Below are 20,961 nucleotides of genomic sequence, written 5' to 3'. Positions count from 1 at the left end.
AGTTAAGGAGTTATGGCAAAAATAGATGTTAAGTGTAGATATTGTAACAACACAGAAGAAGTAATAAAGTCAGGATATTCAATTTCAAAACAACAGAGATATCAATGCAAGCGGTGTAATCGATATTTTCAATTGGAGTATATTAATAATGCATCTAAGCCTGGAGTTAAGGAGCAAATAGTAGAAATGTCAATCAACGGCTCTGGAGTTAGAGATACAGTAAGAGTATTAAAAGCGGGTATCAATACAGTTATCCGTGTTTTAAAAAAATCTAGTATTAAAAACAATAAATCATTCTATCAGTACAACAGAAGTAATTATTGCTCCTGAGATAGATGAACAATGGTCTTATGTACAGAATAAATCCAGACAACGATGGCTTTGGTATGCCTTGGATAAGATTTCGTTAAAAGTAGTTGCTTATACGTTTGGTACAAGATGTGATAGCACATTAGAATCATTACTGAAAAAACTAGAGAATTTCAAGGTGACTTTTTACTATACAGATGGATGGGGGAGTTATGCTAGGTTATTAGACCCTAAAAAGCATATTATCAGTAAAAAATACACTCAACGGATAGAACGAAGTAACTTGAACCTTAGAACGAGATGCAAGAGGCTTGCACGTAAGACAATCTGCTTTTCCAAGTCATTGGATATTCATGATAAGGTTATTGGTACTCTTATTGAACGTATAGCTTTTTAATAGGCGTAACTGCAATATGGAGGCATGACCCTTTTTTGTAAGAACCGTACCACTACGTACAAGCTTTGGTCTTTCATTTGCCATAACTTGATCTCTTATTATGGTTCTACGGTGTTTTGCTTCTTCTTTACTTATATTAAGAGCTTTCTCTAGTTCACCTAATTCAGGGACTTGACCGGTAGTTATGTATTCTTTTTCTTTAACTGAAGTTGTTATTGAGTGAATATAGAGGTCTAGTAAGGCTTTTTTATCTTTTTCTGCACGGCGTACATTTTGATTTTTTTCTAGTTTATTATCTGTTTTTTTAGCATCATAATCTATTTCAAGGTTTTGTGCTGCTTCTTCAGGCGTAGGAATTTTTCCTTGTGAAATATACCCGTCAACTTTTTCCTTAAAGCCTTGTTTCGTTCCGGCAATATATAAGTCAAGCTCTGCTTTTTTCTCTTGCTTTATGCCTAGTTTTGTTATTGCGACTCGATAAATCACTTTCAGTAAAACCGGTTTGCATATCAATCATTGCTTGAACAAAATCAGGTGTCAACTTTGCTCTTCTCCATGCTTCTTGTTTTTCTTGTAAAGTATAACTATTCCATTTCTGTTTTCTTTGTACTTCGGAAAGACCGCTCAAGGTTGATATTTGGTTAGCTAATTGGGTAAAACTTGCCGCTCTAGCACTTGTACTTAAAAAGCTACTAGTCAACAAACATGTTGACATGAAAAAAGTTAAAACATATTTTTTTGAGTGGGAATTATTGTAAGCTCATTCAAACCTCGATCAGTTATTATTTTTTTAAATATAAACGAGGCAAATTATATAATGTTTATTAACTTATGTAAACTATTAATTACTAATTTTTGTTAACTAATAGATTTTTTAACCAAAATGTGCTTAATACATCACATACTAATGGCATCTCAATTTTTGGTAAATAAAATATGCAAATTCAATTTCACTTATATAACACTCTTAGCCGTACTAAAGAGGTTTTTAACCCTCAAGATAAGACTAAAGTAAAAATGTATGTATGCGGACCGACTGTTTACGATAATCCTCATATAGGTAATAGCAGGTCGGTAGTGGTATATGATTTACTCTACCGTATAGTTATAAAAATATTTGGTGAGCAATCTGTAAAATACGTACGTAATATTACGGATGTTGACGATAAAATTATCGATAGGGCTGAGCTACTTAGCATTACTATTAATGAGTTGACTGATAAAATTACGCAAGAGTTTCATACAAATATGGCATATTTAGGTTGCCTATTACCGAGTATTGAGCCGAAAGCTACAGAGCATATTGATGTAATGATCGAAATAATAGAACGCTTAATAGCAAAAGATCACGCATATATTGCGGATAATCATGTTTATTTTGATGTTTTATCAGCTCCAAATTATACGGAATTATCTAACCGAAATTTAGAAGAAATGTTTGAGGGAGTGCGTATAGAAAACAGCAAAACCAAAAAGCATCCACAGGATTTTGTGTTATGGAAACCGGCAAAGCCGAATGAATCCGCAAATATGAATTTTGAAAGTCCTTGGGGATTTGGTCGCCCTGGATGGCATATTGAATGTTCAGCCATGAGCTACAAATATTTAGGTGAGAATTTTGATATTCACGGTGGCGGAGCAGATTTAATCTTTCCGCATCACACTAATGAAATTGCACAAAGTAGATGTGCTTTTCCGGATTCTACCTATGCTAAATATTGGGTACATAATGGCTTTCTAACGGTGAACGGTGAGAAAATGAGTAAATCTCTCGGTAATTTTATTACCGTAAGGGATTTAATGGATAAAGAAATTTCAGGAGAGGTAGTAAGGTTATTTTTATTAAATACTCACTATAGACGTCCACTTGATTATAATGATAAAGCTATAGAAGATGCTAAAAAGACTTTAGATTATTGGTATAGAGCCATAGAAAATATTAATGTACAAAAAATAGATTTACCTCACAATTTCATGCAAAGCTTACTTGATGACATGAATACGCCGCTTGCCGTTAAAATAATTAATGACTATGCTAAAGGTGTTTTTATTTCTAAAACTGAAGAAGAAAGGCAGCTTAACGCCTCTGCTATTATTACTTGTGCTAATTTTATTGGTTTAATGAATAAAGCTCCCCATGAGTGGTTTAATAGCGGTGTGGATGAACTCTATATAAACGAGCTTGTAAATAAGCGTTTGGAAGCAAAAAAACAAAAAAATTGGTTATTAGCCGATCAAATTCGTAATCAGTTATTAGAGGAAAAAATAATTCTAGAAGATAAACCTGATGGTACTACTATTTGGCGAAAAGAATAAAAGCTTGTAAATTATGTATCATGCGTGTATGATTTGTAGGCTTAATATGTAGTCAAGACGGCGTTGCTCCTATGTCATTCCTGCGAAAGCAGGAATCCAGCATAAAGCGAGAGAAATCGAGCTTTTAAAAAGCTTTAAAGTACTGGATTCCTGCTTTCGCAGGAATGACATAGGAGTCGCAGCATGAACAATATGTAAGCAAAAAATTCACACGTAAGATATATGTTAGTTCATTAGAATGAGCATCTTACGGAGGTATAAACTAACAATTAGGAGAATTTAAAAATGTCAAAAATACCATCTGTTAACATTAAAGAATTATTAGATGCAGGCGTGCATTTCGGTCATAAAACCTCACGTTGGAATCCCAAAATGGCCTCTTATATATATGGTGAACGTGATGATGTTCATATAATCGATTTAAGACAAAGTGCCGCTTTAATGAGTGTTGCTTTGAATACAATATATGAAACCGTAAAAAAAGACGGTAAAATATTATTTGTAAGTACTAAAATACAGGCCAGTGATATTATAGCGGAATATGCCGAAAAATGCGGACAATATTACGTAAATCATAGATGGCTTGGCGGTATGCTAACTAACTGGAAAACTATTGCGGGTTCAATAGAAAAATTAAATAAGTTAGAAAAAACCTTAGAAAGCGAAGAAGCACTTATGGGTTATACTAAGAAAGAGATACTCGATATGAGCCGTAAGAAAGAGAAGTTACTTCTATCTCTTGCCGGTATTAGAAATCTTAATTCTAAACCTGATCTTCTAGTAGTTATTGACACTAATAAAGAGCATATCGCAATTAATGAAGCGGTAAAGCTTAATGTTCCTATAGTTGCAGTAGTCGATACTAATTCTAATCCTGATAATGTAGATTATCCGATTCCGGGTAATGACGATTCTATAAGGTCAATAAGACTTTATTGTAGTTTATTTGCAGATGCGGCATTACAAGGCCTTGAAGAATCAATGAAAGCTTCAGGGGTTGATATGGGAGCTATGCAGGAGCATACAGATAAGGCGTTAACTTCTAAAAATGTTTCTAAATTAAAACAAGCTAAAAAATTCTCTAAAACGAAAAATATTGATGAAGAGACAAATACAGAATTTGAGCAAGCATTAAATTATGCCGATGAAAATAAAAATTCTGATAATGCGTAGTTTGGACACTTGAACCGTCATGAGCTATGCAGCCGTAAGGCTGCGTGGCAATCTCATGTAACAGTACAAAATTCCTGAGATTGCCACGTCGAGGCTTCGCCTCTCCTCGCAATGACGATTAGTTATCTATACATCCCAAGCCAAATATAATAATTAAGGAGAAAGTAAGGTATGAGTGAAATAAATATAAGTGCTGCAGCGGTTAAAGAATTAAGAGAAAAAACCGGTGCAGGTATGATGGACTGCAAAAAAGCATTAATAGAAACCAGCGGTAATTTTGAAGAAGCTATAGATTTTCTGCGTAAGAAAGGCTTAGCTGCGGCAGCAAAAAAAGCCGGACGTATTGCTTCTGAAGGTTTAACGGCTGTAAAAGTTGATGGGCTTACCGGAGTGGTGGTTGAAGTAAATTCCGAAACGGATTTTGTTGCTAGAAATGAGCAATTTCAGGATCTAGTTAAGGATATTGCAAACCTTGCAGTAATTGCAAAAACTATAGACACGTTAAAAACATCTAAAATGCAAAGCGGTAAATCAGTTGAAGAAGAGATTATAGAAAATATCGCTACAATCGGTGAAAATTTAACATTACGTCGTATGGATATATTAGAGATATCCGAAGGAGCAATCGGTTCCTACGTACATAATGAAGTTGTACCGAATCTAGGAAAAATTTCCGTATTAGTAGGTCTTGCGTCTAACGCAAAAGATAAAGCAAAACTAGAAGCTTTAGCTAAACAAATTGCTGTTCATGTAGCAGGAAATAATCCGCAAAGTATAGATGATTCAAGCTTGGATCAAGCACTCGTAGAGCGTGAGAGAAAAGTATTTTTTGAGAAATCTAAAGAAGAAGGAAAGCCTGATAATATTATAGAAAAAATGGTAGAAGGTAGAATACGTAAATTCTTCTCTGAAGTTGTATTGCTTCAGCAAAATTTCTTATTTGAGCCTAAACTTACTGTTGCGGAAGTAATTAAAAATGCTGAAAAAGAACTCGGTGCAGAAATTAAAATCGCCAAATTTGTTAGATACGAACTTGGTGAAGGTATAGAACACGAAGAAAAAAACTTCGCCGATGAAGTAGCAGCCATCACACAGGGTTAACGGTCTTGTTTCATAGCTTCAATGTCATTCCCATAGGTGCATTGTTGCGTAGACCATCTACTGTGTCACCCCGTGGCTTTGTCCATGGGGTCTAGAAAAACAACTAAAAATACTAATCATATATAGCCTCTATATGATACGTATGGTCAGCTTTTCCTATTAATATCTCTCCTCTATTTTCATAAATTGTTTGAGTTAAATACTCATAATGTCCGCTATTTACCGGTACAGGTCATGCCTCCGTATTGCAGTTTAGAGTAAATAGTCTATAATCCTCAAACAGTAATAAGAGAGAATTATAGTTAAGGAGTTATGGCAAAAATAGATGTTAAGTGTAGATATTGTAACAACACAGAAGAAGTAATAAAGTCAGGATATTCAATTTCAAAACAACAGAGATATCAATGCAAGCGGTGTAATCGATATTTTCAATTGGAGTATATTAATAATGCATCTAAGCCTGGAGTTAAGGAGCAAATAGTAGAAATGTCAATCAACGGCTCTGGAGTTAGAGATACAGTAAGAGTATTAAAAGTGGGTATCAATACAGTTATCCGTGTTTTAAAAAAATCTAGTATTAAAAACAATAAATCATTCTATCAGTACAACAAAAGTAATTATTGCTCCTGAGATAGATGAACAATGGTCTTATGTACAGAATAAATCCAGACAACGATGGCTTTGGTATGCCTTGGATAAGATTTCGTTAAAAGTAGTTGCTTATACGTTTGGTACAAGATGTGATAGCACATTAGAATCATTACTGAAAAAACTAGAGAATTTCAAGGTGACTTTTTACTATACAGATGGATGGGGGAGTTATGCTAGGTTATTAGACCCTAAAAAGCATATTATCAGTAAAAAATACACTCAACGGATAGAACGAAGTAACTTGAACCTTAGAACGAGATGCAAGAGGCTTGCACGTAAGACAATCTGCTTTTCCAAGTCATTGGATATTCATGATAAGGTTATTGGTACTCTTATTGAACGTATAGCTTTTTAATAGGCGTAACTGCAATATGGAGGCATGACCTACTATACATGCACCCACTATTAATATTCCGGCTAACTCACTATCTCCATCATCAGATGAGCTATGCTTCTTTCTATATCTTCTTGCATCATGTCCCAATGCTCCGTCATTTGCAATTTGACGTATAGTCTCCGGACTTTGTGTAAACATAATACCTCCTTCATGATTAAATAGCTATTTAATCACATTGCAATTAGAAGACAAATATTATTTTAGGAATTCTATTTTATTAACTAGCCTTAGTTATGGAAGAAACTTCGTAATTACTTGTAAATATTCATCTAGGACTTTTTGGTTATTCTCAACAAATTTTAAAGCTTTTTCACGATAAGCTTTAAGTTCTAGAGAATTATTAGGGCTAAGTAGATATGTTAGTTTGGTTAGTAAATCTTCACCGTTTTTGATTTGGATAGCTGCTTCATTTTGCAGTACGCCTTTAGCAATATCGGTGTTTTTACTCATATCGGGACCGAATATAATACAATTAGAGAAATATGCCGCTTCTAAAATATTATGTCCGCCTTGTTTAAAAGAACCGCCGATAAAAGAAATTGTAGCTACAGAAAAAAACAATCCCATTTCACCGAATCTATCAACTATATAAATATCATCGCTTAAAACAGGTAAATCATTTTGTGACTTAGCGGTAGCGGATAAATTATGTGACTTACAATTATCAATAATTGATTTAACTCGCTCGGGATGTCTTGGAATTATGATAATATAGCAATCTAAAACCTGTTCTTTTAGTTTTTCGATTATAGGCAAAATTATCTCTTCATCTTCGGGGTGAGTGCTAGCAAATACCACAACTCGCCTATTGTCTAAATGTAAACTTAGTTTTGATAACTCTTCTTGATTAACTGGAAGTTTTTCGTTGGCAAATTTAATATTGCCTAAATTAACTGCATCTGATACGCCAAGTTCATTGAATTTTTGTAAGTCACGTTCGCTTTGCACGATAATTTTACTAAAATTTTTGAGGATAAGCTGAAAGAAACTTTTTCTTTTTAGCCAAGCTTTAAACGATTTATCAGAAATACGAGCATTTACTAGCAGTAATTTACACTGCCTCGCTCCTTCATTAATAGTACACGGCCATAATTCCGATTCTATAAAAATACCTAAATTAGGTTGCCAATTTTTTAAAAATTTTCGAGTAAAAATAATATTATCTATCGGTAAAAATTGGTGAACTGCTATTTTAGGTAATTTGGCAGTTAATATTTTAGCGGAGCTGTTAGTCCAAGAAGTTACTAAAAAACGAATGTCAGGATAGCGTTTACTTATATTACTTATTAAAGTTAAAGCTGCCATTGATTCGCCGACGCTAGCTGCATGAATCCATATTAGACTTCTTGCATAACTTGCTTCTAAAGGTAATTTAGACGTCGATCCGGTACTCGAATCCTCACGTACGCTTGTGTACGCTGCGGTTCTGCGTTCCGTGTCTCCTTTAAATTTCTCTTTATTAGCTTCGTTATGTAAGAAGTCTAATGAATAGTCTTGTCGATGCTTACCTATAGCAAAACGTTCTTGGATGCGTCTTATATCTTCCTTACCTATTAATAAACGTATAAGAATTATGATAAAATAAATAGGTAATAATATAAAGCTTAAAGCATAATATAGTAACATCATTTCTTTAAGCTCTCTGTTAAGCTTGCTAGTTGTTTTTCAAGGCTTATATGGTTTTGTATTTTATCATTTGTGAGTTCTAAAGGTGAGCCAACTATGATTTTAATAATACCAAACGGTAGGGGTATTATTAATTTATCCCAACTTTTTAATCTGAAACATCTAGAAGTGGAGCTGACTATAGGAATAAGTTTTTTGTTATATCTATAAGCAATTTCGGTAATGCCGCTATTTACTTTATATACCGGTCCTTTAGGACCGTCCGGCGTGACTATTATATTTGCACCTTGAGATAACTTACCTATAATATTACGTAAAGCTCCAATTGGATTTTTATTAGTAGAACCTACTATCACTCTGCAACCGAATTTTCCTACTAGATCATTTAAAATTTTCCCGTCTAAATGCGGTGATATTAAAGCATAGATATTTCTATGTCCTATAAACATAGCCGGACTTAAGGCAAGCATATTATGCCAAAATGCAAAGGTTACTCCTTGTTCGTTTAAGAATTTTTCCTTATTGCCGTTATCGTAAAAAATAAATTTCTGTTTTGATGTAAAATAAACAAAACGCAAATACCAATATAGTAAAATAGTAATTATACTAAGTACGTATTTATTATTTTTTAAAAATTTTTTAAAAGCTTTCCGCATTGTTTTTTTGTTGGTTTAATAGTGTTTTAAGCGTCATTGCGAGAAGAATTACAAAGTAATTCGACGAAGCAGCAATCTCAGGATATTTGACGAGATTGCCTCCGCCCTCTGCTACGCACCTCCTCGCAATGACGATTTTATACTTATAGAACCACAAGCTCTTTCAATTCTAATACAAGCTTCTTCTAGCTCTTCCATAGAAGTGGCGTAAGAGATTCTGAAATACCCTTCTAAGCCGAAAGCGATACCGGGTACTACGGCAACTTTTGCTTCTTCAAGTAAATATTCGGCAAAATCATTACTATTTGCAATAATTTTTCCTGATTTAGTTTTATGCCCAAATATTTTATCGCATTTAACAAATAAGTAAAATGCCCCTTCCGGCTTATAGCACTCAAAATATTTTACTCTTTTCAAAATTGATAAAGCAAGATCACGCTTTTTTTGAAAATTTAAAGCATTAGGCTTTATATAATCTTGAGGACCGTTTAATGCTTCAATAGCAGCCATTTGACTTATTGAACAAGGGTTTGAAGTACTTTGCGACTGAATAATAGTCATTGCTTTAATCAAAGCTTTAGAGCCCACGCCGTATCCTATACGCCAACCCGTCATAGAATAAGCTTTAGATACACCGTTTACGGTAAATATTCTCTCTTTTAAATCAGGTGCTATTTGGGCTAATGTATAAAATTTAAAATCATCAAAAGTAATATGCTCGTAAATGTCATCGGACATTACGTTCACATGAGGATATTTTCTTAAAACTTTAGCAATATTTTCTAGCTCTTCAAAATTATAGCTTGCACCTGTTGGATTACTAGGTGAGTTAATAATAAGCCACTTAGTTTTATCCGTAATTGAACGTTCTAAAGCTTCTGCACTTAATTTAAAGTTATTTTCAATTCCGCAATTTACAAAAACAGGTGTTCCTGTGCTAAGTGCAACCATATCAGGATATGAAACCCAATAGGGTGCCGGAATAATTACCTCATCCCCTTTGTCCAAAGATGCCATAAACAAATTATATATAACTTGCTTACCGCCAGTGCTTACTATTATTTCATCAAGTTCGTAATCTATATTATTTTCACGTTTGAATTTGTCTTTTATCGCCTGCTTTAGAAGAGGCATACCCTCAACGTTAGTATATTTAGTAAAGCCGTCTTTAATCGCTTTAATCGCTGCTTCTTTAATGTTATCAGGTGTATCAAAATCAGGCTCACCTGCACCAAGTGCGATAATATCAACTCCCGCTTTTTTAAGCTCAAGGGTTTTCTTTACAACTGCAAGGGTTGGTGACGGCTTTATAGAATTTAGTCTCGTAGAAATAATTGACATAATTTTGAGTCCGTATTAAATGAAAGCTATAGTAAAATCAGTAATTTCAAGAAATAAATATTAATTTTTATAATGAAATCTACAATTATATATTATAATTTGTTTAGGATTAACAGAATATATTAATCTATGTTCGTGGTTAATTCTACGTGACCATAAACCTGATAATATATGTTTTAAAGGTTCGGGCTTACCTATACCTGTAAACGGTGCTTCTTGGATATTTTTTATTAGAAGTTTAATACGTTCATATTTTTTAATATCGTATTTTTTCCAATACGCTAAGTCCTCCGCTGCTTCTAGTGTCCACTCAATCTCAATCATCTAAATTAACTTTAGCAAATTCTCCTCTTTTTGCTTGTTCGATAGATTTTTTTATTCGATTAGCATTAGCCGGATTAGATAATAAATATAATGTTTCTTTTGTAGATTCATACTCTTCTTCGGTTAAAAGAATAATATTTTTATGATTTTTTCTTTTAATAAGATAAGGAACATGGTCGTTTTCTACGGTATTGAGTATAGAGCTTAAGTTTTTTCTAAATGAAGTGCCGCTAATTGAGTTCATGAGTTACCTACTGATGTACATATAACATGTACATCTTAGCTCACATTTCATTAATTTACAAGTATAACTATTATTTTATTTAAAAATTTATCAAGATATGCTTTATTATAGTAAGTAATATTAATTTAGTAATTAAACTATGCTCAGTAAAATAAAAGACAAAATCAAACATTATTGCTTAACTATAATAAATATACCGAATTTTATTAAGAATAAAATTTTAGAATTTAAAAATTATATAAGTGATTGTAAATATAAATTCTCTCATTTAGCCGAAACTAATTATCAGCTTGGACTTGATCATTTATATAGAGGTAATTTAAATGATGCCTTGCTTAGGTTTAAACTAGTAGATAAATTTTTTAATCCTAATGATTCTAAAGTATATTATCAACTCGGATGGGTTTATTTTTTAAAAAATAATTACAGACAAGCTATAGAATATTTAGAAAAATCTAATGAAAAATATAAAGCTATATTTATAAATTTTTTGAAAAATTATAAGGATATTACTGAAATACCGGGGGAAATTTGGGGAAAATATCGTGATTTAACTGCACAATATTATCCTACTATTTTTAATAACGATAAAAATATCCATCTCCCGTATAGGTTTGTTAATGATACACTCAAGCAGATATCTGATTTACCGGATAATTATTCTATTTTGGAACTTGGAAGTAATATAGGGCTGGTAGGTTATGAAATACAAAAACGTTTTCCGGAAAATTTTACTTTAACCGGTGTAGAAATTTCTACTTTAATGAATGATTTACAAGAGACATATTACCCGAACACTAAAATTTACGATCAAATATATAATATTGCTATCGATGAATTTTTAAAACAAAACTCTAATAAATTTGATATTATTTTTAGTTTTTGCGGATTATCGTTTACTAACAATTTAATAGAATATTTTAATTTAATATACTCATCTCTTAGTGAACAAGGGTATTTTGCTCTTTGTTTACCGAACGCCGCGAAGACACAATTCTCAGTAAAACGCAAAGAATTTATTTTTAACTTGAATGAAATAAATAATATTTTACAAAAAAATAATTTTACTATATTAACTTCGGAAGAAATAATACTAGCGGAAAACAATAAATATAGTATTATTGTTTGTAAGAAAATAACATAAATCAATGAGAATTTTAATTATACTATCTATTATACTATGCTCATTATTCGCAAGAGCTGATCTTGAATATGTTGATAATGACATATATAACTATAATGGTGGAAGAAATAAAAACGGTTGCTTGGAAGTTTACGATCCATACGAAAAATTTAACCGTAAAGTGTTTGCATTTAATTCTGTACTAGATTATATAATATTGCGTCCTTTAGCAATAGGTTATAAGAATATCACGAATGATTACGTAAAAGCACGTGTTAATAGTTTCGTCAGTAATGTTGATACACCGCTTACAGCGGTAAATTACGGGCTTCAGTTAAATTACGATAAAACTATGAAAAGCGTTTGGCGGTTTCTCATTAACACGACGCTTGGCATAGGAGGTTTATTTGACGTAGCAGGTAAAGTAGGTTTGCCGTCTGAACGTCAAACTTTCGGCAGTACCCTCGCACATTATGGAGTTGCCCCAGGTCCTTATTTAGTATTGCCGATAATCGGTAGTACTAACGCAAGAGATATGACGGATTCGGTAATTACTAATTATGCTCTTAATCCATTAATGTACTACACTCATAATGATTTTGACTTAGGAGTAATAGCAGTTAGTAAAATAAACGATCGATATGTTGTATTACCGTTTAGTGATTATGTGATGAAGAATTCTACCGATCCTTATGTGGCTATTAGATCAGCATTACATCGTGCTCGTGAAGCATCGGTTCAATATCCTGAAAATTTTAAATGTCCTAAACCCAAGAATTAATTAAATTAACGAGGATTATATGCAAAAAATTATTACAGGTTTATTTTTATTAGTTATGACGTTTTCCGCTTATTCTAGCGAGAAAGTGCCTGCTGGTTTGAATGATTACGTTACTAATTTAGTAAATGAAGCTTCTAGTATATTAAACGATAGTAAGCTATCTGAGCGAGTAAAAATTGCTAAAGCACGTGAGTTAATGTCTCAGAACCTAGATTTTGATTGGATGGCTAAATATACATTAGGCAGAAATGGGATAAAAACTTTATCAGGTGGGCAGATTCAGGAATTCATCAAAGTTTACTCTAAATATGTTACTAAATCTTATACTGATTTAATAAAAGATTATAAAGGTGAACAGCCTAAAATAGTAGGAGTTCGTCCTTTAAGCTCGACCGATTTTATGGTTGCTATGAATATCGTTAGTAATAAAGAGCAAGACCCTATTAAAGTAGAATATCTTGTACGTGAAATGAAAGGGAACGGAAAAGATGTTTTTAAAGTTTCTGATATAATTACGGAAGGTGTAAGTCTTATTGGGGCTCAACAAGACGAGTTTACTGATACTTTAAAAAATCAAGGCTTTGAGGCACTAATACAAAAATTAGAAAGTCGTTCTTAAAGTTGCTGTCATTTCCAAAATCGTCATTGCGAGGAAAAACTGTAAGTTTTGACGAAGCAATCTCAGGAGTATTACTTCATGAGATTGCCGTGCAGCCTACGGCTGCGTAGCTCATGACGATCAGGTGTCTACGCAACACAGGCCGTTTGCTAATAGCGTCAAACAACATAAATCACTCACATGAAAATCCTAGCAGGCAGTAGTAATAAGTTACTTGCATCTCGTTTAGCTATAGCATTAAATATATTGAGCCGAGAATTACCTATTTCAATGATTCCGAAATAAAAGTAGAAATTCAAGAATCATTTCATAATGAAGATGTAATCATAGTACAATCCACATCAAAGCCCGTTAATGATCGCTTAATTGAACTGTTCTTGCTAGTAGATGCAGCAAAAAAAGCGGTAGCAAATCGAATAATTTTAGTAATGCCTTATTTCGGTTATGCAAGGCAAGATAATATAAATTCTCAAAATATAATTCCTGCTAAGTTAATAGCAGATTTTTTAGAGAAGCTCGGAGTAAACCATGTAATTACTATTGATTTACATTCCGATAAAATAGAGAAATTTTTTAATATTCCTATTTCTAATCTTGAACCTATAAATTTATATATCCCGTTTTTAAGAACTTATAGCAATTTCGTTATAGTTGCACCTGATAAAGGAAGTATCAATCGAGTTCAAAAAATTAGTAATTTATTAAATATAGATTCAGCTTATATAAACAAAGAAAGGGATATAAATAATAATTGCGAGATGATATCAATAATAGGTAGTGTAGAGGGCAAAAATTGCATATTAATTGATGATATTATAGATAGCGGTGAAACAGTCGTAAAAGCAGCAAGATTTTTAAAAGAACATTCGGCTTTATCGGTTAGTGCTTTTATAACTCATGCTGTGCTTGCTACCGGTTCTAAAAATTCGATAATAGACCTCTTGGAGAACGAAGCTAATAAAGAGGAATTTGAAGGAAACACGGAACGCAACACCGCAGCGTACACTTTAGTACGTGAGGATGTGAGTACCGGATTGACGTACAAATTACCTTTAGAAGCAAGTTATGCAAGAGGTCTATTAGATAAGATTTTTGTTACTGATACTATGAAGTAGGTGACTTACCTCCAAAATTTCATATAATACCGGTAATGCCAATTATCGTTAAAGAGTTAAGAAATATATTATGAGTTTATGTACTCTAGAAATAAATCTATCTGCAATAAAAAATAATTATCTTTTATTACAAGATATTTGTAAAACCTCATTAGTCGGTGCTGCCGTTAAAGCTAACGGTTACGGTCTTGGAGCAGTGCAAATTTCTAAAGCTTTAATAGAAGAAAATTGTAGGCATTTTTTTGTGGCCACAAGCGAGGAGGGAGTTAATTTATGCAAAGCTCTAGTTTCGTGGCATGAATCGGTTTTCCGTCATTGCGAGAAGAATTACACAGTAATTCGACGAAGCAATCCAGTAAAAAATTCTGTAAGTCATAATTTTTTTAATTATTTTTCTGGATTGCAACAATGCTTCGCTCCTCGCAATGACGGCTCTAGTATCCATGCAACAACGCCCAAAGCACTAGATAATGATGTTAATATTTTAGTTCTCAATGGAGTTTTTGAACATGATGCTTTAGAGCTTATAGAATATAATTTAATCCCTGTTCTAAATAACTTAAAACAAATAGAAATTTGGCAAAAATTTAGTAATTTGAAAAACCGATTATTGCCTTGTTATTTACATTTCAATACGGGGATTAATCGCCTTGGATTAACTCATAATGAAATAGAGCAGTTAATTAATAATCGTGATTTATTAAAAGGGCTAGATTTACAATATATTATAAGCCATCTAGCTGTATCCGAAGAAATAGATAATCCTTATAATCTAGAGCAATTAAACAGATTTAAAACTTATTTACAATATTTCCCAAACGTCAAAGCAAGCCTTGCTAATTCTGGCGGCATATTTTTAGGACAAGATTATCATTTTGATTTAGCAAGACCAGGTGCTGCCTTATATGGGCTTAATCCTGTAATAGACCTCTCGAATAACCTATCTTATAAAGAGGAGTTTGAAGGAGACACGGAACGCAGAACCGCAGCGTACATAAACGTACGTGAGGATTCGAGTACCGGATCGACGTACAAATTACCTTTAGACGGAGGTTATTCGAGAGGTCTACAAAATCCCGTAACCTTAAAAGCTCCTATAATTCATTTACAGAATTTGACACTAGATAGCCATATCGGTTATAATATGACTTTTACAACTGAGCGTGATAGTGTTATTGCAACATTACCGCTTGGTTATGCCGATGGGTTTAGTCGTAATTTTAGCAATCAAGGCGAAGTATTTATTAATGGTCGCAGCGTTCCTATAGTAGGGCGAATATCGATGGATTTGATAAATATCGATGTTACCGATCTACCACCGCTTGATATTTTTCTAGGGCAGGAAGCGGAAATTATCGGAAATTATTGCACGCCCGATAAAATAGCAAGTATTATAGGTACTATAGGGTATGAGGTGTTGACTAGTCTCGGTAGTAGGTATAAAAGAATTTATAAGTAATCGTCATTGCGAGGAGCGAAGCGACGTGGCAATCTCGTCAAATATCCTGAGATTGCTTCGTCGAAACTTACAGTTTCTTCTCGCAATGACGATTAGGTGTCCACATAACATATAAACAAAAAAATATACACAAATGTTATTAAATATAGCTAATTCGGTCGGTAAACGTACTATAAAGTTTGCACAAAGTGCAGGTAGTTTTTCTCTATTTAGCTTTGCTGCCGTTAGCAGTATCATAAGACCGCCTTTATATTTGAGTTTAATCATCAGACAATTATTATTTATCGGGTTTCACTCGCTTCCGGTTGTTGCGATGACGACTTTTTTCTCAGGTGCGGTACTTGCATTACAGAGCTATACAGGCTTTTCTCGTTTCTCGGCTGAAAGTTCCATTGCAACGGTAGTAGTATTATCGCTGACTAGAGAGCTTGGACCTGTCTTAGCCGGACTAATGGTAGCGGGAAGAGTCGGGGCATCAATCGCCGCCGAAATAGCGACAATGAGAGTAACGGAGCAGGTAGATGCTTTATATACTTTATCTACCGATCCTATTAAATATTTAGTTTTTCCAAGAGTAATAGCAGCTATTATTACAATGCCTTGTCTTGTTTTAATCGGTGATATAATTGGTGTTATGGGCGGTTATTTGGTTGGTGTGTATAAGCTTGATTTTAATAGCACGGCTTATTTAACCAGTACTTTTCAGTATTTAGAACCGATTGACGTAATTTCCGGTCTTGTTAAAGCGGGAGTTTTTGGGTTTATTATTTCTATAATAAGTTGCTATAGCGGCTATTATTCAGGTAAAGGGGCTAAGGGAGTGGGAAGAGCTACTACCTCGGCAGTAGTAAATTCTTCTATCCTTATCTTAATCAGCAATTATTTAATAACCGAATTATTTTTTAAAGTATAAATATGAGTACAAAGGAAGAATTTAAAATTAAAATTCGGTCATTATATAAATCATTTGCTAATCATAAGGTGTTAGACGGAATAGATTTGGATGTAAAAAGGGGCAGTTCATTAGTTATTTTAGGCGGTTCCGGTAGTGGCAAATCGGTTCTAATTAAAAATATAGTAGGACTGATTAAACCTGATAAAGGTAAAATTTTTATTGATAATGTAGAAATCCAAGATATCTCAAGTAAACAAAAATTTGAGATAATGGACGGTATAGGCTTTTTATTTCAAGGTGGAGCATTATTTGACTCCTTGAATATACGTGATAATATTACTTTCGAGACTAAAAAATTATCTAAGAAAGAAAAAAACGACCTTGCCGGTGCAAAGCTTAATTCCGTCGGTTTGTCCCCTAGAATACTCGATCTTTACCCTTCCGAATTATCGGGAGGAATGCAAAAAAGAGTAGCCCTTGCTAGGGCTATTTGTAGTACACCGTCGATTTTATTTCTTGATGAACCGACCACAGGGCTTGATCCTATAATGGCAAATGTTATCAACGAATTAATTATAAAAATCCAAGAAGAGTTAGGGGCAACTACGATTACTATAACTCATGATATGATTAGTGCCGAAAAAATAGCTAAAGAAGTAGCTATGATTTATCAAGGAAAAATTAAATGGTACGGTAGTAAAGATGAAATGCGTAATAGTGATAATCCTTATTTAAAACAATTTATAAATGGATTAACTACCGGTCCTATAGAGGTATAAAATGTTTAAGAACTTATTATGTATAATAATATTTCTAGGTATAAACCTAAATGTTTATGCTATAAACTCTAGCTCTTATACGACAGATGATATAATAAAAATAGTAATTATTCTTGGAATAGTTATTTTAATTTTTAGTCCTGCAAAATTCCGTATAATCGTTATCGGTACTATGTTAGGCTTGGCTTGTGCCTATTTCACATATAAATATATCGTACCTATCTTTATTTCTTCGCTAAACGGACCGTAATTATCTCTTGACACTAGGGGAGTATTACTTTATATTTTTTATCTATTGTATATTTATAAGTTTTAAGGTATTTAGCTTATGTCACGTAAGTGCGAACTCACAGGTGTGGGTGTTTTATACGGCAATAATGTATCACATTCTCAGCGTAAAACTAGAAGACGTTTTGAGCCTAATTTAAGGTCAGTTAAGTTTACAAGTGATATAACAGCTGAAGGATATAGATTATCAGTTAATGCTAGATGTATTAGTTCAGTGGAAAAAGCCGGCGGGTTTGATGCGTATATTCTAAAAGCCAATGATAATGTTTTATCAAGTACAGCTAGAGCTATTAAGAAAAAAATAATTCAGACTAAAACGGCAAAATCATTATGAAAAACGGTATACATCCAGAATATAGAAAACTTTCGATTAAAGTAGGAAGTGACGTTTTTGAAACAATGTCTACTCATCCTACAGGTGAAATTTTAATGGATGTTGATTTTAGAAAGCATCCGGCATGGAATAAAGATTCCGGAAATGTAGTAAATCAATCGAACAAAAGCGTTAGTGATTTCAATAAAAGATTCTCAGGTCTTTCTTTCGGTGGTACAAAAGAAGCTAGTTAAGCTTTGTTTGTGGATACTGAAGGTCGTTTGAGCTACGGAAATTGCATAGCAATTGTACGCTCGCAACCTCAGGAATTTATTATTATTTCATGAGATTGCCGTGCAGCCTACGGATGCTCGCAATGATTACTCGGTATCTATGCAAGAATGACACTAGCAATATATAGTATTGGACTAAATCACAATATAACACAGATAAATCGTCAATTCTCAATTATTGCGGGGTGGAGCAGCTCGGTAGCTCGTCAGGCTCATAACCTGAAGGTCGTTGGTTCAAATCCAGCCCCCGCTACCATATTTTTCAACTCACTTGTAGTGTTATTGAAATCTGCTGATGTCATTCCTAAATCATTGTTGTTGCATGGTTTGGTTTTCCTGTCTTTACGAGAAAGCATTGACTGCGTGGACCGGTAAATGCTCTTTATGTCATTCCCGCGTAGGCGGGAATCCAGCATAAAGCGAGATAAATCGAGCTTTTAATTTCAAAAAATTTGCTGTATTTATACTATTTTCTGGATTCCTGCTTCCGCAGGAATGACATCGGTATCCACGCAACAATTCTTTGCGAGCAGTCGTAGTACTTGCATGGCAACCCAGAAAAATAATAAAAAAAATTCTGTAAATCAGAATTTTTTACTGGATTGCGTACGTACAATTACTATCTAATTTCCTCGCAATGACGACTCGGTATTCACTCGGGCAATGCCTAATTACATCAAATACAAAAGCAAATTATGACTACTCAGAAAATAGTATCTACAAAATCATCTGACGGCAGTAAGCTTTTTCGTCATCAAGCTAAATTTGTAGCCGGTGCTATGAATATAAATCAAATCCCCAATTTTTCATTACCGGAAATTGCTTTTGTCGGTAAGTCAAATGCCGGCAAATCAAGCCTAATAAATACGATATGTAATAATAAAAATCTTGCTAAAGTTTCTAATACTCCTGGACGTACTAGGCAAATCAATTTTTTTAACCTTGCAGATAAACTTATTATAGTTGACCTTCCCGGTTATGGTTTTGCTAATGTTCCTATATCAGTCAAAGAACAGTGGGAAGTGTTAATTAGTTATTATTTACGAAATAGTTATAATTTAAGGTTAGTTAACTTATTGATTGATTCAAGAAGAGGTATAAAAGAAAACGATAAGAAAGTAGCAGAGCTATTACTTGCAAATAAAAGAGAATTTCAAATTATTTTCACAAAATCCGATAAAGTTACAGATCGTAAAAACCTTAACGATGAAGCCCAGAATTTTCTTGCAACTTTAAACTACTCATGTAATGTTATGTATGTGAGTAGTAGGAGTAAAGAAGGTGCAAGAGAACTTAAAGCTAGTTTGGCAAAATGCATCAAACCTCAAAGGTAAAGAGGTAGATAGTATTTCTTCATTAAATAACATTGCTATAATTAAGAATATAATAAAGTGTAGTAGTGAGTTGAAGAATCAAGCAATAGTTCTAAAATTACCTGCTGCTATTATTATTGACGATAAATTATTTACGGCTTTTATTGAATCTGTTAGATTGCTTGAGATGTGCGGTGCTAAAATATATATAGTACATGATCATATTGATTTACGAAGTTCGTCTTTAATATCACAAATCGATGAAAATTTTAGTCAGAAAATTAGTAAAATAAGCGACTATAGTTCTCTAAATAATCCTATTATTATGGAAATTTTATCTAGTTACGTTAACAAGCTTATAGTAACAAAGTTAAGTAGTATAGGTTGTTATGCAGTTGGTATTTCAGGTAAGGATGCTAATTTACTGCAAGCAAAAAAGTCAAAATTATCTCACCGAAAAATTGTAAATCATGATGTTATAAATATTGGTTTTTTAAGTGAACCTATTATGATTAATCCGGAAATTTTATTAAATTTTGAAGATAATAATATTATACCAGTGATAGCACCATTTGCTAATGATGATCAGGAAAAAACACATTTATTAAATGTTAACTTAACGGTAGCAACAATTGCTTCTGCATTAAGTGCAGAACATTTAATATTGCCATATGAGATATTACAGGTATCAGAGACATTTCCGTATAATATAAAAATACGAGATATTAACTTATTGAAATCAATGTTAGATGATAGTAATAATTTCATCGAAGAAGAATTAATTAAGATAGCAGTTAATGCACTTGAAAATAATAACGGTTACGTACATTTTGTGAATAGTGAAGTACCGAATTCAATATTGTCAACTATGTTTGATATTAATATAAATTAATAGAGGTTTTTTATGGCAGGAGCATTAGCATCCGATCTTTTATTTGTAGGGTTAACTAGACCGCCGATGATATTTGGAGTAAGTATTAAATTTGCTGCGTTAAATATGATAATGACAATGATAGTATTCATTTGGAATAACGGTATTATGATTTTATTCATTGCAGCGGCTTTGCATTTAGTAGCTTATATTATATGTTTTAAAGAACCGAGATTCATAGAGCTATATTTAAATAAAATGTCAAGAACTAGCCAATGTCCTAATAAATTTTACTATGGGGCAAATTCGTATAATATTTGAGTTTTATGTCATTCTCGTGTGTATGCTAAGCCGTCATTGTGAGCAGGTGTTGTTGCGTAGATCAGTTTTACCTCTGTCCATCCCGTGGCTTGACCACGAGATCCAGTTAAAAATACTAAAATTATTAGTATTTTTTATTGTTTTTATAGACCGCGTGGTCAAGTGAACTAGGTGACACAGTAGGTTTTACCGGTCTACGCAACAATGCCTTAAGAGTAGCCGTAGGCTGACAGTATAAAATTTCTGAGATTGCCGC

Annotated in this window: 23 protein-coding genes, 1 tRNA gene and 3 pseudogenes; 20 read left to right on the top strand and 7 right to left on the bottom strand. The window is 33.2% G+C overall.

All coding sequences use genetic code 11. The annotated features are described in order from the left end of the window. Positions 1-12: 12 nt before the first annotated feature. Positions 13-706, top strand: a pseudogene (locus ACNFN7_RS05350) (IS1 family transposase). Here the strand turns inward: ACNFN7_RS05350 and ACNFN7_RS05345 are convergent. Beyond that, positions 650-1,421, bottom strand: a pseudogene (locus tag ACNFN7_RS05345) (hypothetical protein). The pseudogenes ACNFN7_RS05350 and ACNFN7_RS05345 sit on opposite strands and share 57 nt — an antisense overlap. A 221-nt stretch (positions 1,422-1,642) precedes the next feature. On the opposite strand from ACNFN7_RS05345, the gene cysS reads away from it, so the two are divergent. The 4 genes from cysS (at position 1,643) to ACNFN7_RS05325 (ending at position 6,302) form a co-directional block, all read left to right on the top strand. Continuing rightward, positions 1,643-3,022 carry a cysteine--tRNA ligase gene (cysS, locus tag ACNFN7_RS05340; protein WP_485441137.1) on the top strand — a complete coding sequence of 460 codons (1,380 nt, stop codon included), beginning with the start codon at positions 1,643-1,645 and terminating at the stop codon, positions 3,020-3,022. A gap of 285 nt (positions 3,023-3,307) precedes the next feature. Further along, entirely contained in the window at positions 3,308-4,195 is an 888-nt protein-coding gene (gene rpsB / locus ACNFN7_RS05335; protein ID WP_485441136.1) for a 30S ribosomal protein S2, read from the top strand. Between the two features lie 171 nt (positions 4,196-4,366). Further along, the gene (gene tsf / locus ACNFN7_RS05330) at positions 4,367-5,296 is read left to right on the top strand and encodes a translation elongation factor Ts (RefSeq protein ID WP_485441135.1); all 930 of its coding nucleotides are present in this window, start codon (positions 4,367-4,369) and stop codon (positions 5,294-5,296) included. Positions 5,297-5,608: 312 nt separating this feature from the next. Further along, positions 5,609-6,302 (top strand): IS1 family transposase gene (locus ACNFN7_RS05325; RefSeq protein WP_485440526.1). Its coding sequence is split into 2 segments (ribosomal slippage): positions 5,609-5,895 and positions 5,894-6,302, totalling 696 coding nucleotides; the frame shifts between segments, so codons are not numbered across the junction. Here ACNFN7_RS05325 and ACNFN7_RS05320 read toward each other — a convergent pair. From ACNFN7_RS05320 to ACNFN7_RS05295, 6 genes are all read right to left on the bottom strand, one after another. Continuing rightward, positions 6,246-6,482, bottom strand: coding sequence for a hypothetical protein (locus tag ACNFN7_RS05320; protein ID WP_485441134.1), 237 nt, complete (start codon positions 6,480-6,482; stop codon positions 6,246-6,248). The genes ACNFN7_RS05325 and ACNFN7_RS05320 overlap by 57 nt on opposite strands. A 93-nt stretch (positions 6,483-6,575) precedes the next feature. After that, positions 6,576-7,973, bottom strand: coding sequence for a lipid IV(A) 3-deoxy-D-manno-octulosonic acid transferase (waaA, locus tag ACNFN7_RS05315; RefSeq protein ID WP_485441133.1), 1,398 nt, complete (start codon positions 7,971-7,973; stop codon positions 6,576-6,578). Next, positions 7,970-8,626, bottom strand: a complete 657-nt coding sequence (locus ACNFN7_RS05310) for a lysophospholipid acyltransferase family protein (RefSeq protein ID WP_485441132.1) — start codon at positions 8,624-8,626, stop codon at positions 7,970-7,972. Before ACNFN7_RS05310 ends, waaA begins: the two co-directional genes overlap by 4 nt. A gap of 111 nt (positions 8,627-8,737) precedes the next feature. Further along, on the bottom strand, positions 8,738-9,967 hold the full coding sequence (locus ACNFN7_RS05305; protein WP_485441131.1) for a pyridoxal phosphate-dependent aminotransferase: 1,230 nt from the start codon (positions 9,965-9,967) through the stop codon (positions 8,738-8,740). Positions 9,968-10,027: 60 nt separating this feature from the next. Then, positions 10,028-10,291 carry a Txe/YoeB family addiction module toxin gene (locus tag ACNFN7_RS05300; protein ID WP_041077629.1) on the bottom strand — a complete coding sequence of 88 codons (264 nt, stop codon included), beginning with the start codon at positions 10,289-10,291 and terminating at the stop codon, positions 10,028-10,030. After that, positions 10,284-10,535: a type II toxin-antitoxin system Phd/YefM family antitoxin gene (locus ACNFN7_RS05295; protein WP_485441130.1), complete on the bottom strand. Its 252-nt coding sequence runs from the start codon at positions 10,533-10,535 to the stop codon at positions 10,284-10,286. The genes ACNFN7_RS05300 and ACNFN7_RS05295 overlap by 8 nt, the downstream gene beginning before the upstream one ends. 139 nt (positions 10,536-10,674) lie before the next feature. Between ACNFN7_RS05295 and ACNFN7_RS05290 the strand changes: the two genes are divergently transcribed. The 15 genes and pseudogenes from ACNFN7_RS05290 (at position 10,675) to ACNFN7_RS05220 (ending at position 20,705) form a co-directional block, all read left to right on the top strand. Next, positions 10,675-11,679 carry a methyltransferase domain-containing protein gene (locus ACNFN7_RS05290; RefSeq protein ID WP_485441129.1) on the top strand — a complete coding sequence of 335 codons (1,005 nt, stop codon included), beginning with the start codon at positions 10,675-10,677 and terminating at the stop codon, positions 11,677-11,679. A gap of 4 nt (positions 11,680-11,683) precedes the next feature. Further along, on the top strand, positions 11,684-12,439 hold the full coding sequence (locus ACNFN7_RS05285; protein WP_485441128.1) for an MlaA family lipoprotein: 756 nt from the start codon (positions 11,684-11,686) through the stop codon (positions 12,437-12,439). A gap of 19 nt (positions 12,440-12,458) precedes the next feature. After that, the gene (locus tag ACNFN7_RS05280) at positions 12,459-13,058 is read left to right on the top strand and encodes an MlaC/ttg2D family ABC transporter substrate-binding protein (protein ID WP_485441127.1); all 600 of its coding nucleotides are present in this window, start codon (positions 12,459-12,461) and stop codon (positions 13,056-13,058) included. Positions 13,059-13,294: 236 nt separating this feature from the next. Next, positions 13,295-13,930: pseudogene (locus ACNFN7_RS05275) on the top strand (ribose-phosphate diphosphokinase); the annotation flags it as partial. Between the two features lie 30 nt (positions 13,931-13,960). Continuing rightward, entirely contained in the window at positions 13,961-14,173 is a 213-nt protein-coding gene (locus ACNFN7_RS05270) for a palindromic element RPE1 domain-containing protein (RefSeq protein ID WP_485441245.1), read from the top strand. A gap of 70 nt (positions 14,174-14,243) precedes the next feature. After that, positions 14,244-15,632, top strand: coding sequence for an alanine racemase (locus tag ACNFN7_RS05265; protein WP_485441126.1), 1,389 nt, complete (start codon positions 14,244-14,246; stop codon positions 15,630-15,632). A 133-nt stretch (positions 15,633-15,765) separates the two neighbouring features. Further along, positions 15,766-16,545 carry an MlaE family ABC transporter permease gene (locus ACNFN7_RS05260; RefSeq protein WP_485441125.1) on the top strand — a complete coding sequence of 260 codons (780 nt, stop codon included), beginning with the start codon at positions 15,766-15,768 and terminating at the stop codon, positions 16,543-16,545. A gap of 2 nt (positions 16,546-16,547) precedes the next feature. After that, positions 16,548-17,306: an ABC transporter ATP-binding protein gene (locus ACNFN7_RS05255; protein WP_485441124.1), complete on the top strand. Its 759-nt coding sequence runs from the start codon at positions 16,548-16,550 to the stop codon at positions 17,304-17,306. A 1-nt stretch (position 17,307) separates the two neighbouring features. Next, positions 17,308-17,556 carry a DUF5510 family protein gene (locus ACNFN7_RS05250; protein WP_040256865.1) on the top strand — a complete coding sequence of 83 codons (249 nt, stop codon included), beginning with the start codon at positions 17,308-17,310 and terminating at the stop codon, positions 17,554-17,556. Positions 17,557-17,634: 78 nt separating this feature from the next. Continuing rightward, positions 17,635-17,928 (top strand): 50S ribosomal protein L28, encoded by a 294-nt coding sequence (rpmB, locus tag ACNFN7_RS05245; RefSeq protein WP_485441123.1) that lies wholly within the window; start codon positions 17,635-17,637, stop codon positions 17,926-17,928. Further along, complete coding sequence (rpmE, locus tag ACNFN7_RS05240; RefSeq protein ID WP_485441122.1) at positions 17,925-18,161, top strand: 50S ribosomal protein L31; 237 nt, start codon at positions 17,925-17,927, stop codon at positions 18,159-18,161. The genes rpmB and rpmE overlap by 4 nt, the downstream gene beginning before the upstream one ends. A gap of 218 nt (positions 18,162-18,379) precedes the next feature. Next, positions 18,380-18,456 (top strand) — tRNA-Met (locus ACNFN7_RS05235). Positions 18,457-18,895: 439 nt separating this feature from the next. Next, positions 18,896-19,534, top strand: a complete 639-nt coding sequence (gene yihA / locus ACNFN7_RS05230; protein WP_485441121.1) for a ribosome biogenesis GTP-binding protein YihA/YsxC — start codon at positions 18,896-18,898, stop codon at positions 19,532-19,534. Continuing rightward, positions 19,482-20,405: an amino acid kinase family protein gene (locus tag ACNFN7_RS05225; RefSeq protein WP_485441120.1), complete on the top strand. Its 924-nt coding sequence runs from the start codon at positions 19,482-19,484 to the stop codon at positions 20,403-20,405. The genes yihA and ACNFN7_RS05225 overlap by 53 nt, the downstream gene beginning before the upstream one ends. 12 nt (positions 20,406-20,417) lie before the next feature. Beyond that, entirely contained in the window at positions 20,418-20,705 is a 288-nt protein-coding gene (locus ACNFN7_RS05220; protein ID WP_010976817.1) for a type IV secretion system protein VirB3, read from the top strand. The last annotated feature ends 256 nt before the right edge of the window (positions 20,706-20,961 follow it).

The sequence above is a fragment of the Rickettsia sp. MAE-05 genome (assembly GCF_057319745.1).
The sequence above is the reverse complement of the archived record's forward strand: the minus strand, read 5'-3'. Positions and strand labels throughout refer to the sequence as shown.